The sequence below is a fragment of the Pseudomonas sp. AF03-9 genome (assembly GCF_020515815.1).
GTDB lineage: Bacteria > Pseudomonadota > Gammaproteobacteria > Pseudomonadales > Pseudomonadaceae > Aquipseudomonas.
On record NZ_JAHPJF010000002.1, the window covers coordinates 58,563 to 73,915 of the forward strand.

The 15,353-nt window shown below is 57.8% G+C and carries 17 protein-coding genes; 3 read left to right on the forward strand and 14 right to left on the reverse strand.

Translation table 11 applies throughout. From position 1 onward, the window contains the following. Nucleotides 1–38: 38 nt before the first annotated feature. From LIY36_RS03935 to LIY36_RS03975, 9 genes are all read right to left on the reverse strand, one after another. Complete coding sequence (locus tag LIY36_RS03935) at nt 39–416, reverse strand: ASCH domain-containing protein (RefSeq protein WP_226454869.1); 378 nt, start codon at nt 414–416, stop codon at nt 39–41. Further along, a complete protein-coding gene (locus LIY36_RS03940) occupies nt 394–1,443 on the reverse strand; it encodes a GNAT family N-acetyltransferase (RefSeq protein ID WP_226454870.1) in 1,050 nt (349 codons plus the stop codon). The genes LIY36_RS03935 and LIY36_RS03940 overlap by 23 nt, the downstream gene beginning before the upstream one ends. Further along, nucleotides 1,443–1,982 (reverse strand): ATP-binding protein, encoded by a 540-nt coding sequence (locus tag LIY36_RS03945; RefSeq protein ID WP_226454871.1) that lies wholly within the window; start codon nt 1,980–1,982, stop codon nt 1,443–1,445. The genes LIY36_RS03940 and LIY36_RS03945 overlap by 1 nt, the downstream gene beginning before the upstream one ends. Nucleotides 1,983–2,456: 474 nt before the next feature. Beyond that, complete coding sequence (locus LIY36_RS03950) at nt 2,457–2,690, reverse strand: hypothetical protein (protein ID WP_226454872.1); 234 nt, start codon at nt 2,688–2,690, stop codon at nt 2,457–2,459. Between the two features lie 671 nt (nt 2,691–3,361). Beyond that, entirely contained in the window at nt 3,362–3,760 is a 399-nt protein-coding gene (locus LIY36_RS03955) for a c-type cytochrome (protein WP_230412685.1), read from the reverse strand. 30 nt (nt 3,761–3,790) lie between these two features. Next, entirely contained in the window at nt 3,791–4,831 is a 1,041-nt protein-coding gene (locus LIY36_RS03960; RefSeq protein WP_226454874.1) for a DMT family transporter, read from the reverse strand. Between the two features lie 86 nt (nt 4,832–4,917). Then, on the reverse strand, nt 4,918–5,577 hold the full coding sequence (locus LIY36_RS03965) for a M24 family metallopeptidase (protein ID WP_226454875.1): 660 nt from the start codon (nt 5,575–5,577) through the stop codon (nt 4,918–4,920). Nucleotides 5,578–5,734: 157 nt separating this feature from the next. Further along, nucleotides 5,735–6,313: a DUF4337 domain-containing protein gene (locus tag LIY36_RS03970; protein WP_192297190.1), complete on the reverse strand. Its 579-nt coding sequence runs from the start codon at nt 6,311–6,313 to the stop codon at nt 5,735–5,737. Between the two features lie 54 nt (nt 6,314–6,367). Continuing rightward, on the reverse strand, nt 6,368–6,733 hold the full coding sequence (locus LIY36_RS03975; protein ID WP_226454876.1) for a DUF2784 domain-containing protein: 366 nt from the start codon (nt 6,731–6,733) through the stop codon (nt 6,368–6,370). A 110-nt stretch (nt 6,734–6,843) separates the two neighbouring features. On the opposite strand from LIY36_RS03975, the gene LIY36_RS03980 reads away from it, so the two are divergent. Next, on the forward strand, nt 6,844–7,530 hold the full coding sequence (locus tag LIY36_RS03980) for an HAD-IA family hydrolase (RefSeq protein WP_192297188.1): 687 nt from the start codon (nt 6,844–6,846) through the stop codon (nt 7,528–7,530). A 132-nt stretch (nt 7,531–7,662) separates the two neighbouring features. Here the strand turns inward: LIY36_RS03980 and LIY36_RS03985 are convergent, their stop codons facing one another. Then, the gene (locus LIY36_RS03985) at nt 7,663–8,409 is read right to left on the reverse strand and encodes a 3-oxoacyl-ACP reductase family protein (protein WP_226454877.1); all 747 of its coding nucleotides are present in this window, start codon (nt 8,407–8,409) and stop codon (nt 7,663–7,665) included. A gap of 126 nt (nt 8,410–8,535) precedes the next feature. Between LIY36_RS03985 and LIY36_RS03990 the strand changes: the two genes are divergently transcribed. Continuing rightward, on the forward strand, nt 8,536–9,459 hold the full coding sequence (locus LIY36_RS03990) for a LysR family transcriptional regulator (protein ID WP_226454878.1): 924 nt from the start codon (nt 8,536–8,538) through the stop codon (nt 9,457–9,459). 123 nt (nt 9,460–9,582) lie between these two features. Here the strand turns inward: LIY36_RS03990 and LIY36_RS03995 are convergent, their stop codons facing one another. From LIY36_RS03995 to LIY36_RS04005, 3 genes are all read right to left on the reverse strand, one after another. Beyond that, nucleotides 9,583–10,311, reverse strand: a complete 729-nt coding sequence (locus LIY36_RS03995; RefSeq protein WP_065873911.1) for an aspartate/glutamate racemase family protein — start codon at nt 10,309–10,311, stop codon at nt 9,583–9,585. A 13-nt stretch (nt 10,312–10,324) separates the two neighbouring features. Further along, nucleotides 10,325–11,851: an NCS1 family nucleobase:cation symporter-1 gene (locus LIY36_RS04000; protein ID WP_226454879.1), complete on the reverse strand. Its 1,527-nt coding sequence runs from the start codon at nt 11,849–11,851 to the stop codon at nt 10,325–10,327. A 483-nt stretch (nt 11,852–12,334) separates the two neighbouring features. Further along, nucleotides 12,335–13,069, reverse strand: a complete 735-nt coding sequence (locus LIY36_RS04005) for a phosphoadenylyl-sulfate reductase (protein WP_105522965.1) — start codon at nt 13,067–13,069, stop codon at nt 12,335–12,337. A gap of 153 nt (nt 13,070–13,222) precedes the next feature. Between LIY36_RS04005 and thrH the strand changes: the two genes are divergently transcribed. Then, complete coding sequence (thrH, locus tag LIY36_RS04010; RefSeq protein WP_226454880.1) at nt 13,223–13,840, forward strand: bifunctional phosphoserine phosphatase/homoserine phosphotransferase ThrH; 618 nt, start codon at nt 13,223–13,225, stop codon at nt 13,838–13,840. Nucleotides 13,841–13,963: 123 nt separating this feature from the next. Here thrH and pabB read toward each other — a convergent pair whose 3' ends face one another. After that, nucleotides 13,964–15,307, reverse strand: a complete 1,344-nt coding sequence (gene pabB, locus LIY36_RS04015) for an aminodeoxychorismate synthase component I (protein WP_226454881.1) — start codon at nt 15,305–15,307, stop codon at nt 13,964–13,966. Nucleotides 15,308–15,353 lie beyond the last annotated feature (46 nt).

Sequence of the window (15,353 nt, forward strand, 5' to 3'; positions counted from 1 at the left end):
GTGGAATAAAAAAGCCCGCTATTGGCGGGCTTTGTAAGTTAGTCCTTTATGTAGCAAAAAGACTGCGGTGCGGCGCCGCTAGGAATGTATTCTTTCAGGTTTTGTGGTGTCTCATAACGTCTTACTGCGACTACCTTGATTGCGTGAGCAAGTTCTCGGCCGTCAAAATATTCGTTAAAGAATTTTTTAGTAATCCCGGAAAACTTGCTTGTTAGGCTCCAAATTTCTTTGGGGTTGTCGGAGAGGACTTCGTCAAAGTCGAACTCGCCGATAACTTTTCCGACAGGCATGGTTGCGTAGATTACAACCGTTTTGACTTCGGAGTTTCTAAATATAGACTTTCGAAATTCAAAACGCTTTTCGCCCTGTAGTATTTTTTCCGCATACTCAGGCTTAATTGACAATAATACCTTCATCTATTTGGCCCGCCCGTATGATGGAATCAAACTGATTCTGTGTCAGCGGCATGAAGCCCCAGTAATCATTAGGATTGAGCCCATATTGCTCAATCATTTCTCCACGGGTTACACGACGCTTGAGCGCCGCATTATACGTAAAGCGGAACACATGAGGGAAATTTTTTCGTGCCCAGAACTGGTTAAGCTCCGCATCACTGAAAACACTGTATGGCTGGCAATATGCCATAAATTCCTCTCGTGAAACAAACGAATGAATTGAGCGGTATTCCTCCACGACCCCTACCGATGTAGCTACTGAACGGTAATGAGCTGGACCGGCATCGTCAGTTGTGCGGTAAATGAGAAGAATATCCCCTGGTTTCAGCGCCTCTAGCCCACGCATTGCTGCTAAATATACTTTGTGGATGCTGTTCGTATGAGAGATGTCTTCAATGATCCGAGCGTTCTCATTCTTCAAAATGGAGTCGGGCAGTAAGCGGGTGTGCCAGACTGGTTTTAAAGATAGGAGATATTTTTTTGTACCTGTATTTTTTATAAGTGGGTACGAACTAACTAGATTTCCCTGTAGTTGAGTTAGGCTTTTTACAAGAACTAGTTCGGTGCCGTTAGCAGAGTGTTTTTCTGCCGCTTGTAAAAAGCCGTATCTTTGGAATAAATTGATCAGTACATCATGGTGGGGGAAAACGGTAACGTAAATTTCTTCTACATCGTTATGTATGGCGTGATCAAAAATCTTTTTAAGAAAGCGTTCGCCCAATTTTGTGCCGCGGGCGTTGATTTTCATAGTTCCTACTTTTATACGCTTTTTTGCAGGTAGAGCAGGGGCTACATCTGTGATAGCGTCTTCTTCTGTTTTTAGGTATAGGAAACCATTGATGCTTCCTGCATCATCCTCAAAAACGTATGCAGAGTCTTCTGCTTTACGTGCGAACCAATCTGAAAATTCCGCGTAGTCATTAATTAGAGATGCAAAGAAAACATCTTGTAGATTAATGTTTTTAAATTGTTTTTGAGTAAGTTCCATTACTGGTTATTTCCTTTTGTAAATTCAAGAATGCTATTTACACAGTCTGTAAATGAGTCGGTAGAGGGGCTGTGTAGTAAGAAAAATGGTATTCCCAGGTTCATTGACGCTTTTAAAGCGGAGACCCGCTCAAAGTGCATGAACTCTTGCAAATCCCCAGCAGAGGTATTTAGGTCTCGATGTGCAAGTCGTTGAGCGACCAGTTGAGCATCAGTTTCAATCAAAATAATTGCTGAAAGCCCAAGGGTTTTAAAGGTATCTAATGACACCTCTTCGAGACCTGTTTCGGTTTTCAGGACGAAATGGCCGTCGAGTACGAGAACCGATTCCTCGGTCAGAATACGATGCACCCCGTTTGCGAGAGCCCTTTGGTTGCCGCTGACATCTGCCACGAGCTTGTCAGTCCCCCAAGACTGCGAGCTTCGCTCCTCTCGGATAACTTGACTAGCGCTTGCGTGCCTTAGACCTGTCGCGGCTGCTAGAGCCTGACATAGGAATGTTTTACCTACGCCATGTATACCCGCTACGAATACTACCATTGCTAATCTCCCTATCAGTGGTGGCAGTACGCCAGTCAATGTGAGGGCTGTCAATTAGTCGATGGTCACTTAAAGCGCCAAAACGCTTAGGGAGAAAAAAAAGGTAGCAGAAAAGCACTTATCCCCCTCCCGCCGACGGGGTCTGTGTCCTTTTTTTGTGCAAACCCAGATGTAGTGCAAACGAGCCGGCAGCCCAGTCGTGCCGGGGGGCTTGTCGGGCGCCTGGCAGTTTCACAGATTGCAAAGTTTTGAAGAGAAGTGCAGTGCGGTTGCAGGGCGGGGCAGCAGAGGATCACGGACGGGGCAGGGCGGGAGGCCCCGGTTTCATTGATGGGTAGAGAGAAAAACATAGGAATATGGGAGTTTTCCAAAAACGATATAGATCTTTTTTCTCGCCATTTGTGACTGCCTTCGATGATGTCGAAAGCTGCTACAAGCCACGCAGCTTAAGGATGTCAGCGAGATTGGGGCGTTTCATAAGTTGTCCTGGTCCTTATGGGCTTCTGACCCCTTGAGGCGAGCCAAACCTTGCTTGATGTGCCCGGCGTTTTCACCAATCACCTCCAATGCTCCACGCACGTTTTCACCTGCTTCTACTGAACCTTGCTGTTCTAGGCGAAGCGTGAGTTCCATCACGGCAGCCTCAAGGGCTAATTGATTTTCATACATCCTCTCAAGCACATCTGAGAGCGAATATTCATGCGCCATACGAAGGCTCCTGTTCTTGAATCCTCAGACTAGTCTCCAGTTTCAGGACTCGCTCGTTTGATGGCTATTTTGGAACCAGGGCTGGGAAAAAGGTAATTTTGGTTAGGAATGGCATTACACCTGCTGTAGCCCCCGTATTCCGTGGGTTTGACGTATTACCTTGAGGGGTAATATTTGGTAATGGCAAAGGTAATCTTTGCGCAAACGCCCGGTTTTGCTGGGGATTGACGATGACAGGAATTACTCGATGTAAAGGTAATGACCTAACCTATAAATTACCAAATTATTACCTTTCTAAATATTCATTAAGTTATTGAAAGCAAAGGGATTTATTCTACTTTTTTGAGCGTATTACCAATATTACCTTTTTCCCGTGCCTCAACATAAATTGGTCGGGGTGCCGTTTTTTACCCCCTACCAACCCAGTCGCACTAAATTGGTGCAAAAGCCATGGGACTACCATGGGACTAAAAATGATGTTTTTTTGAAGAGGCAACACCGCTACAGGCCCCGTAAACCGGGCACTTTGGAAATTGAGACCCCGTTGCGGGTAGTTTCGAATCTCTCCTTCACCGCCACATTAAGTAAACACAAACCCCCGGTTTTCCTAGAGGAAACCGGGGGTTTGTGGTTTCTGGCGTCTAAAAAATCACCTCTTGCTCCAAAAGTCATCACCCCTTCGCAATCACACCACTCATATACTCATTCAAATCGCGAAAATCCTGAACACTCCAAGCGTGCGGCGGCACCTTCACGCCATTCTCCCGTAGCGTCCTTGGAATCAGGTCTCCATTGGGCCGAAGTATGACCGAAGACACAATGACGCCCGGGTAGTCGCTCATGCGTTTCTTGAATGCGCGTGTTGTCAGGTCCGGGGTAGGAGGATTGCTCTTATTGGCCAGGGGCCCCGTGGCCTTGAGATCTGCTCCGTGACACATGGCGCAGCGTTGTGAATAGAGGTTCTTGCCATTGATGTTATCCGCGAAGGACAGTGGTGTGTGAATCAGCCAGGCCAATCCAAATGAAGCAATGAGTGAAGCTCTCACGGGTATACGTCCTTGTTTTGTCATGGGGGCGGGCTTTGCAGGGGCCAAGGCGCCTCAATGCCTATGTCGATGATGCACATCCGGAAAATGCGCGTGACTATGCCGCACCGGGCTGTGGACATGCACATGGTTATGCGGCACTGCCGGGTCCCATTCAAAGTCGTGTTCGTGCTGGTGATGCTCGTCATGCACGTGGCGGTGCCCGTGTTCCATTGCCTCATGTTGATGGTCATGGGCGTGCCGCTCCGTCAGGTGTAGCCACACGCCGATGGCCATCAGTGCCGATGCTGCCCAGAACGCCAGTGTCACCGATTCCCCCAGCACCAGCAGCGCTGTCGCCGCGCCGAGGAACGGTGCCGTGGAAAAGTAAGCGCCGGTCCGCGCACTGCCGAGCCCGCGCAGGGCCAGGACAAACAGGACCAGGCTGATGCCGTAGCCCAGGAACCCCACCAACAGGATCGGCGCCAACTGCGCCAAGCCTGGAATCTGTGCGCCGAGATAAACCGCCAGGCTGCAATTTACCAATCCGGCAATCAATCCCTTGGCGCCAGCGATAAATACGGCGTCAGACGCGGATACTTTGCGCGTCAGATTGTTATCAATCCCCCAGCACAAACACGCCAGTGCCACCGCGAACGGCCCGGTCCAATCCTGCTGGCCGCCGCCACCGCCTGCGCCGGATAGCGCCAGGCCACCCAGTACGATGGCAAACATGCCGAGGACGATGCGGCGGTCTGCGTTTTCTCTGAACACCAGCCACGCGATCAGCGCGGTCAGGACTGACTCGAGGTTGAGCATCAGGGAGGCCGTCGCGCCAGAGGTGCGGGTGAGGCCGAACATCAGCGCAACCGGGCCGAGGATGCCGCCGAATGCAATGGCGCCGAGTAGCCAGGGCCATTCCGATGGGGTCAGTCCGCTGGGTTTCCAGCCGCGATCACGGATCAGCCGCACGCTGGCGAGTCCGACGCCGCTGCCGAGGTAGAGCAGGCCGGCGAGCAGTACGGGCGAGAGGCCCAGGCCGAGGCTTTTGGCGAGTGGGGTGCTGGCGCCGAAGAGGGCGGCGGCGGCCAGGGCGTAGACGATGCTGAGGTTCATGGGGCGTCCTCGAAAGTAGGCCCCATGATACGACTTATGGGGCTTTATTCATGCCCGCACGTGAACCAGGCAGCGTCCTTTACGCGTCAGGCGAGCAAGTCTTCGTAGAAGGCGCCGTAGGGTTTGCTCGGGTGGGCGATCTGGATTTCGAGGATCCACAGTCCCGCATTCGGGTAATGCTCGAAGTCGCCAAGGTCGCCGCCACGGTGGATGGCGTGGGGGAAGTCGCTGACGCGGTGGCCCTTGATGTCGAGGTTCAATTGCCAGCCCATGGCCTGGGCTTGTGCTTCGGCGTAGCGGTACAGCTCGAGGCCGACGACCTGCTCGTTTTTCCAGCGTGCCTGCACGCGGTCGAAGAGTTCCTTGGCCGCGCTGGCGCAGGCGATCATTTCCGGGTCGTTGCCGGTGGCGAACGTGGCACCGGCATCACCTTCGTGGCCTTGCCACACGGCGCCCATGTCGATAAAGAAGATGTCGTCTTCGCCCAGCACCGGGTCACCTTCGGAGCGCTGGTTGAACGCCTTGAGGGTATTGGCGCCAAAGCGCACCAGCAACGGGTGCCAGATGCGTTGCATGTCGAGGTCGGCGAGGACGTGCTTGCCCAGTTCGCGGGCTTCGGATTCGAGCATGCCGGGGCGGATGCGTTGGGCGAGTTGTTCGATGGCTTGCCAGGTCATGGCCTGGGCGTAGCGCATGGATTCGATGCTGTAGGCGGCGCCCACGGCTTCCTTGGGTTGTACGGTCACCAGCGGTCCCTCGGCTTGTGTTGGTTTGTCGTTATGCTTTTTACTATATAGCGCGGGGATGGTGTAGTGACAGCGCAAATTATGGGGGCTGACCCACCGTCATCGCAGGCAAGCCGGCTCCCACACAAGCCAGCTCCCACATGGGGTTGGCAGGGTGTCAGATATGCAGCCATGCCAGGCTGCCCAGCACCACCGCCACGCCCGCCGCCGCATACGACATGCGCTTCAACCACTCCTTCCTCGTCAATAACGTAATCGCCGCCAGCGAAATCGCGATCTGAATCGCGGTCATCGCCTGGGCCCAGCGGTGGTGCTGGTGCAGCGCCTGTTCCGACTTTTCATCCCATTCCTTCGAGGTGGCCTCAAGCTTCTCGGCTTGCTTGCGCACGTCTTCCTTCTGGCTTTTGTAGCGCTCGATCTCGTCCTTGTAATGCGCCGCGTCCACGCCGGGAATGTGGGTGGCCAGTTCCGCCAGGTTCTGTCGGCTGGATTTGGCCTGGTAGTAGTTCCATTGGTTGGCGGCTTCGGTCTTGATGATGGCGGCGTTGTTTTTGTCCATCGCCGCTTCGCTTTCGGTGGAGCCGGCCTGGTAACTGAGCATGGCGCCGAGGGTGGCCATGAGGGCCGTCATCACGGCGATGCGGCTGGCGAAATTGTCCCCGCGGGCGTGGGCATGTTCGGTGGTGTGTTCGATGTGTTTTTCGTGGGGGCTGGGGACTTCGAAGGCTTCGGACATGGGAGCGTCTATGAAGGGACTAAGGGAGTCTGATTCTTCACCAGCGAAGCTGTCTCAAGCCTGTACGTAACGTCGGATCAGCCAGCCGTACACCGCGACGTTGACCGCGACCACCACTGCGCCCAGCGCCAGTTGAATATCCGGCGTCAGCCCGGCGGGGTAGATCAGCGTGAGGATGTAATGCTCGATAAACCCGCCGCCATAACCATCCTGCCCGGCGAGGTGGCGAAACAGGTTTTCCCAGCGGGTCAGCGGGCAGGGCAGGTGCAGCAGCTCAACCGCGATGCCCCAGGCCACGGCAGGCAAGTGCAGCCAGATCACGCGGCGCCACTTGAGGGCGAGCAACCCACCGAACAGCACGAACAGGATAAAGCTGAGGTGAAACAGCACCAGGCTGTCGGCGGCGAGACGGTAGAACATCGCGGGCACTTCAAAAGAAAGGGCGCACAGTCTAAAGGGTTGCCTGGCGGCAAGGGTGGCCGTTATTGTGCTGAATCCTTTTAGTCCTCCGCTCCCAAGGTTCTGTAGTGATGAATGCACCGCGTACCGCTGTCCCGATCAAGGCCGTGATTTTCGATATGGACGGGTTGTTGCTGGATACAGAAGGCATCTACACCGAAGTCACGCAGATCATCGCTGAACGCTACGGCCGCACCTATGACTGGGGGATCAAGCAGCACATCATCGGGCGTGGTGCCCAGGACCTGGCCGACTACGTGGTCAAGGCGCTGGACCTGCCGATTACCCCGGCGGAGTTTTTGCGGGTCCGCGAGCCCTTGATGAGCGAGCGTTTCCCCACCGCCCTGGGCATGCCCGGGGCCGAAGCGCTGGTGCGCCACTTGAAGGCGCATGACATTCCGATTGCCGTGGGCACCAGCTCTTCGCGCAATTCGTTTGGCCACAAGACGACGTTGCACCGCGAGTGGTTTGGCCTGTTCGACACCATCGTCACCGCTGACGACCCGGAAGTCGGCGCCGCCAAACCTGCGCCCGACATCTTCCTCACCGCCGCCCGCCGCCTGGGCATTGCACCCGAGGACTGCCTGGTGTTCGAAGATTCGCCGTTCGGCGTGACCGCCGCCAAGGCTGCGAACATGACCGCCATCGCCGTGCCGGATGAGGCCATGGCCGACAGCAAGTACCAGCATGCCGACCAGATCATCCGCAGACTTGCGGACTTTGACCTGGCGGCTTACGGCTTGCCGCCCATCCGCTGAATAAACGCGGTAAAAAATGTGGGAGCGGGCTTGCTCGCGAAAGCGGAGCGTCAGTCAACAGATTGATCGACTGATCCACTGCTTTCGCGAGCAAGTCCGCTCCCACATTGGGTTTTGCAGTGTTCCAGCAAACTAGGCGCTGAAACCACCATCGATGGTCAGGCTCGCCCCAGTGATATAACCGGCTTCCGGGCCGGCGAGGTACGCCACAAAACTGGCAATCTCCTCCACATGCCCATACCGCCCCACCGCCATCAGCCCGATCAAGCTCTCGGCAAAATCACTGTTCGCCGGGTTCATGTCGGTATCCACCGGCCCAGGCTGCACGTTGTTGATGGTAATCCCGCGTGGCCCCAGATCCCGTGCCAAGCCTTTGGTCAAGCCCACCAGCGCCGCCTTGCTCATCGCATACGGGCCACCGCCGCCAAAGGGCATGCGCTCGGCGTTGGTACTGCCGATATTGATCACCCGGCCGCCGTCTCCCATATGCTTGGCCGCTTCCTGGGTCGCAATAAACACGCTGCGCACGTTGATCGCCAGGGTCTGGTCGAAGTCTTCCAGCTTGAACGCTTCCAGCGGCGCGATGGCCAGGACGCCGGCGTTGTTCACCAGGATGTCCAGGCGGCCAAAGGCTTCGACGGTGGCGTTGACCGCGTTGCGGATCGCTGCGGCATCGGCGCTGTCGGCGTGGATCGCCAAGGCCTTGCCACCTTCTCTGATCACGCTGTTTTGTAATTCTTCAGCCTTGGCGGCCGAGCTCACGTAAGTAAAGGCAACCGCTGCACCTTGCGCCGCCAGGCGCTTGACGATGGCGGCGCCGATGCCGCGGGAACCGCCTTGAATCAAGGCGACTTTGCCGCTGAGGTTGTGTGTGGTCATGTCGATCTCCTAGCTGTTCAAGGCGGGATGCCTTGTTGTTGGAGCCGAGTATCGACCTCACCCACCCCTATCGGTAGACCGTGATTGCTATAGTCTGTGTAAACCAAAAGTTTAGAGTGTGGCGATATGGAAAGCTTTGGCAGTATCGAATGCTTTGTGCGCAGCGCCGAAGGAGGCAGTTTTGCCGAGGCGGCGCGGCACCTGAGCCTGACACCGGCAGCGGTGGGCAAAAGCGTCGCCAAGCTGGAAGCGCGCCTCGGTGTGCGCCTGTTCCAGCGCAGCACCCGCCGCCTGACCCTAACCGAAGCCGGCAAGCTGTTCCTTGAAGAAGTCAGCGGCAGCCTCACCACCATCCAGAACGCCGTGGCCAACCTGGCCAGCGCCGAAGGGCGGCCGGTGGGCACGCTCAAGGTCAGTATGGGCACGGTGTTTGGCAACCGCTACGTGGTGCCGCTGTTGGGCGCGTTCATGGCGCGCTTCCCGGACATAAGCCCGGACTGGCATTTCGATAACCGCCAGGTCGACCTGATCGGCCAAGGCTTCGATGCGGCCATCGGCGGCGGTTTTGAACTGCCCCAAGGCGTGGTGGCACGCAAACTCACGCCCGCGCATCGGGTGCTGGTGGCCGCGCCGGATTACTTGGCACAACGCCCGCCGGTGCGGGCGCCCGAAGATTTGTCGCGCTGCCTCGGCATCCTGATCCGCTCACCGCAGACCGGGCGCATACGTTCCTGGCAATTGACCAGTATCGAGCGTGAGCACCGGCCGTTGGTGCTCAAGCCGAGCATGACCATGAGCGACTCCGAGGCCGCCTGCTGCGCCAGCGCCCAGGGCCTGGGCATTGCCCTGGTGAGTATGCCCATGGCTGTGCCGTTTCTGGACAGCGGCGCGGTGGTGCGGGTGCTGCCTGACTGGTACGTCGACGACGGCAACATCTCCCTCTACTACGCCGAACATAAACTGCTGCCTGGAAAGACTCGCGCATTTGTAGATTTCATTATCGAGCAGTTTGCCGAGCAGCAGTTGGGGCAGCGCTTCAGTGCGGTTTGATCCTCCTGGTGGACCGAGTCGCCTGCATCGCAGGCAAGCCAGCTCCCACAGGAGACTGCATTTCACCGTTGCACTGCGATCAACTGTGGGAGCCGGGCTTGCCCGCGATGCAGGCAGCTCGGTCTACCGGCCGAACTGGCCCGGCCAACCGATGACCTTCTTTGGCCTGGGGGTCGCATAGGTCCTGATCTTCGACGTCGACAACCCCAGTCGTACCAGCGACTCGGCAATGGTCACCGCCGCTGTCACCCCATCCACCACCGGCACGCCGGTGCGCTGGCGGATCTGCTCATCCAGCCCGGCCATGCCGCCGCAACCCAGGCAGATCACCTCGGCCTTGTCCTCGCGAATGGCCAGTTCCGCCTGGCGCACGATGGCTTCCATCGCGGCCAACGGGTCTTCTTCCAGCTCCAGCACCGCCATGCCGCTGGCGCGTACCGAGGCGCAACGCTGGTAGAGCCCTGCGAGTTTCAGGCGGTCTTCGATCAGCGGCACAGTGCGGTCGAGAGTGGTCACCACCGAGTAGGCATGGCCGAGGAACATCGCGGTACTGGCGGCGGCTTCGGTGATGTCCACCACCGGCACGTTCAACAATTCCTGCAAGCCTTCGCGGCCGTGTTCGCCATAGCCGGCCTGAATCACCGCATCGAACGGTTGGTCGTAGGCCATCACCCGGTCCATCACCGCGATGGCCGCCAGGTAGCTTTCAAAGTTGCCCTCCACCGATTCCGCGCCGAAGTAAGGCGTGAGCCCGACAATCTCGGTGCCCGGCGCGGCCACGGCGCGTGCCTGCTGGGCGATGGTTTCGGTGATGGATTCGGTAGTGTTGACGTTGACCACGAGGATGCGCATGGAATGTCCTTGATTAATGGCTGACGTTATCGACGGCAATGCTTTCGCCACTGACATCGGCGTAGAACGGCTGGCGCTTGGCGATCAGCAGGTAGAGCAACCCTGCAATACCGGCGCCAAACATCCAGGAGAACGGTGACACGCTGGCGAAACCGGGCAGCAGGGCCAGGAGAATGGCGATCACTGCTGCAGGAACAAATGCCGCTACGGCACGCAGATTGACCCCGCGGCTGTAGTAATAAGCGCCATTCGGGTCTTCGCTATACAGTTGCAGCACATCTACCCGGCTTTTACGGATCAGCCAGTAATCGACCATGATCACCCCGTACAACGGCCCCAGCAGCGCGCCCAGGCCCGACAGGAAGTACACGATCACCAGCGGGCTGTTGTAGAGGTTCCACGGCAGGATCAGTACGGCCACGGTGGCGCTGATCAACCCGGCACGACGGAAGTTCAGGTATTTGGGCGCCAGGTTGCTCAATACAAAGGCCGGCGCGACAAAGTTGGCCATGATATTCACCGCCACGGTGACGATCAGGAACGCCAGGCAACCCAGGACCAGGAAGAAGGTGTTCGGGATGGCGGCGATGATTTCGGTCGGGCTTTCGATTACCCGGCCGTTGAGTTGGAATTGCCCACCGCACAGCAGCACGGTGATCGCGGCAAACACCAGGATGTTTACCGGCAGGCCCCAGAAGTTGCCGACCTGGATGGTCTTGCGGCAGGGCGAGGAGCGGGCGAAGTCGCAGAAGTTGAGGATCAGCGTGCCGTAGATCGACAGCCACAGCGCGCCGCCCGCGAAGATATTGCGCCACATCTCACCACCGCTGAGCGGCTCGCGGATCGACCAGGCAATGCTGCCGCCGGTCTGGAAATACATCCAACCGGCCAGCGCGGCCACGGTCAGCAAAATCACCGGCCCGGCGAAGCCTTCGTAGCGGCGCACCATTTCCATGCCGTAGGCCAGGATCACCAGTTGCACCAGCCAGATCGCGACAAAACACGCCCAGCCGAGGGATGACAGGCCGAGGATCGAGTCGTGGTCATAGTCGGCAAAGCCTGGATGAATGGCGGTCAGCAGCACGCGGAAAACCACCGAGGCCAGGTAGGTCTGGATACCAAACCAGGCAATCGCGATGACGGCGCGGATCAACGCCGGAATCTGTGCGCCATGAATACCGAAACTGATGCGGCTGATCACCGGGAACGGCACGCCGGTCTTCTGCCCCATGTAACCCGACAAGTTCATGAAGAAGTACACCAGCGCAGCGCCAATGCCGAGGGACAGCAATATCTGCCAGCCGCCCAGGCCCAGTGCATATAAGCCAATGGCGAACGAATAGTTGGCGATGTTGTGCACGTCGTTGGTCCATAGCGCAAAGATGCTATAGCGCCCCCAGCGACGCCCTTCGACTTTGGTGGGCGCCAGGTCCTTGTTGTGCAGGCGCGGGCTCAGCACCAGCGGGCCAGGGTCGACGGCCGCGGGGTGGAGGTCGGAGGGCAGATCCAGTGCGATGTTATTCGAGAGACTTGTACGCATTCCGGCAGGCTCCAGCACATCCGCAGGAGAGCCGCAGATGGCAAAGTGTATGTAGGTTTTGTATTTATTGTATACAAAGCGCTTTTCACCTTAAGCCACATGCGTGCCAGTTTTCGATCTATGAAAACTGTAGGTAATTTCGTTTTTGTAGGTGGGATAAATAAATTACTGAATTACAAGAAATATAAATTGACCGATTGAACAGCTATTTATTTTTTGGCGGGAAGAGGGCGATTCACGAACGGGAAAGATAGGCGGGAATAGGTGTTACGTATTGGTGCGGACAAGCAAAAATTGCACACATAAATGGCACCGATAGTTACACGTGTGTGTACATCTCTAATGGCCAATACAAAACAAATGTGGGAGCGGGCTTGCTCGCGAATGCGGAGTGTCAGTTGATACATTCATCACTGATACACCGCATTCGCGAGCAAGCCCGCTCCCACATAAGCTCATTCCACATTGTTTACTGCATCAGCTTCAAGCCTTGCTGATGATGTTCCCCGCATGCAGCCCACATTCCTTCTGCGTCGCTTCCTCCCACCACCAACGCCCTTCGCGCTCATGCTGGTTCGGCAACACCGGGCGGGTGCACGGCTCGCAGCCGATGCTGATAAAGCCACGCTCATGCAGGCTGTTGTACGGCAGTTCCAGCATGCGGATGTAGCCCCAGATCTCTTCGCTGGTCATCTGTGCCAGCGGGTTGAACTTGTACAGCGTGCGCTCTGGCGTGGAGAACGCCGAGTCGATTTCCAGCGCCGCTACCTGGCTGCGGGTGCCAGGGCTCTGGTCGCGGCGCTGGCCGGTAGCCCAGGCGCTGACACCGGACAGTTTGCGGCGCAAGGGCTCGATCTTGCGCACGCCGCAGCATTCGCCATGACCGTCCTTGTAGAAGCTGAACAGGCCCTTTTCCTTGACGAAGGGTTCCAGCTTGGTCTGGTCCGGCGAGATCAGCTCGATGTCGATTTTGTAGAACTCACGCACCTGCTCGATGAACCGGTAGGTCTCCGGGTGCAGGCGGCCGGTGTCGAGGCTGAACACCTTGACGTTCTTGTTCAGCTTCCAGGCCATGTCCACCAGCACCACGTCCTCGGCACCGCTGAAGGAAATCCACAGGTCATCGCCGAACTGGCTGAACGCCAGTTTGAGAATGTCCTGGGCGGACTTGTTGGCATAAGTCGCGGCGAGTTCAGCGACGTCGAAGGCTTGGTTCATCAGCACGGTTCCTACAAGGTCAGTGGCGCTAAGCGCTCTATAGGTGGGCGATGGTATCAAAATCCGCCCTGCGTTGCGGCCGCGAGCTTGAATCGCTAGAGTTCGGCAGTCCTTTTGCTCGCTCAGCGTTAACAATATAAATAGGAGTGTCTTGTGGAAATTGCCTGTCTCGACCTGGAAGGGGTGCTGGTTCCGGAAATCTGGATCGCCTTCGCCGAAAAAACCGGTATTGAATCCCTGCGGGCCACCACCCGTGACATTCCCGACTACGACGTGCTGATGAAGCAGCGCCTGCGCATTCTTGACGAACATGGGCTCAAGCTCGCCGACATCCAGGAAGTGATCGCCACCCTCAAGCCGCTGGACGGCGCGATCGAGTTCGTCAACTGGCTGCGCGAACGCTTCCAGGTGGTGATTCTGTCGGATACCTTCTACGAATTCTCCCAGCCGCTGATGCGCCAACTGGGCTTCCCGACACTGCTGTGCCACCGTCTGATCACCGACGAAACCGACCGCGTGGTGAGTTACCAACTGCGCCAGAAAGACCCCAAGCGTCAGTCAGTACTGGCGTTCAAAAGCCTGTACTACCGGGTGATTGCTGCGGGCGATTCCTACAATGACACCACCATGCTGGGCGAGGCCGATCGTGGGATCCTGTTCCATGCGCCGGAGAATGTGATCCGCGAGTTCCCGCAGTTCCCGGCGGTGCACACGTTTGAGGCGTTGAAGCAGGAATTTATCAAGGCGTCGAATCGGTCGTTGAGCCTGTAAGGCTTTCAGCGCGGCTGATGGCCTCTTCGCAGGCAAGCCAGCTCCCACACTTGACCGAGTTCCATCATGAGAATGCAGTCAAATGTGGGAGCGGGCTTTCCCGCGATGAGGCCAGCCCAGTCACTACAAACCTTCCAGTGTCTCCAACAACACCCGCACCTTCGTCAGCGACTCCTGATACTCCGCCTCCCACTGCGAGTCCGCGACAATCCCGCCGCCCCCCCAGCAGCACACTTGCCCGTCCTTGACCAGCAAGCTGCGGATAGCGATGGAGCTGTCCATCTCGCCGCGCACGTCCAGGTACATCAGCGAGCCGCAGTACAAGCCGCGCCGGGTCGGTTCCAGTTCGTCGATGATTTGCATTGCGCGGATCTTCGGTGCGCCGGTGATGGAGCCGCCGGGGAAGCTGCCGGCGATCAAGTCGAGGGCGTCCTTGTCATCGGCCAGGGTGCCTACAACGCTGCTGACCAGATGGTGCACGTTGGGGTAGCTTTCCAGGCTGAACAGTTCCGGCACGCTCACCGAGCCGGTGCGGCAGGTGCGGCCGAGGTCGTTGCGCAGCAGGTCGACGATCATCAGGTTTTCGGCGCGATCCTTGGGGCTGGTCAGCAGTTCGGCGGCGTTGGCGGCGTCTTCTTCTGGCGTCAGGCCACGGGGGCGGGTGCCTTTGATCGGGCGGGTTTCAACGCGGCGTTCACTGACGTGCACGAAGCGTTCCGGCGACAGGCTCAGCACGGCGCCGTCATCGGGCAGGCTCTGGAACCCGGAGAAAGGCGTAGGGCAGGCTGCGCGCAGGGCGCAGTAGGCGACCCACGGGTCCCCGCTGCACGGCGCGCGAAAGCGCTGGGCAAAGTTGACCTGGTAGCAGTCGCCGGCCTGGATGTAGTCCTGGATCCGCACGATGGCCTGTCGATAGGCCTCGGCGGTGAGGTCGGGGGCCATGGGGCCCTGGAGTTTGAAGGTGGCAGGCGTGTCGGTCATGCCAGCGCTGAACAGCGCAATCAGGCGTTGGCGCTCGCTGTCGGCCAGCGTGGGGTGGAATACAAGTTGGCTGGTCCGCGCCTGGTGATCGCTGATCAACGCCCAGGCATACAGTCCGAAGCGTGCGTCCGGCAGGTGCAGGTCGTCTGTCGCCAGGTGCGGCATCTGTTCCAGGTGCCGGCCGAAGTCGTAGCTCAGGTAGCCGATCAGGCCACCGGCAAAGGGTAATTCATAACCTGGAGGCAAATCCGCCTCGCCCAGATGCGCCACGTTTTCCCGCAAGCGTTGCAGGAAATCAGTGCCGTTTTCGTCAGGCGAAACCGTCAATGTAGCCTGTGGCCAGGCGCTGAGCAGGTCATAACGCCCACGTTCGGCCGCCGGGCGGCCGCTGTCCAGCAGCACCGCGCCGGGGGCATGGCGAATCGCCGTGAAGTAGTCAGCGGGGTTGGCCCGGTAGGGCAGCGGGTGTACGGAGCAGGTAGGCATGCGCGGGATGGATCAGCCGTGTGCGTGGGGGGAGGGGATTGTAGCG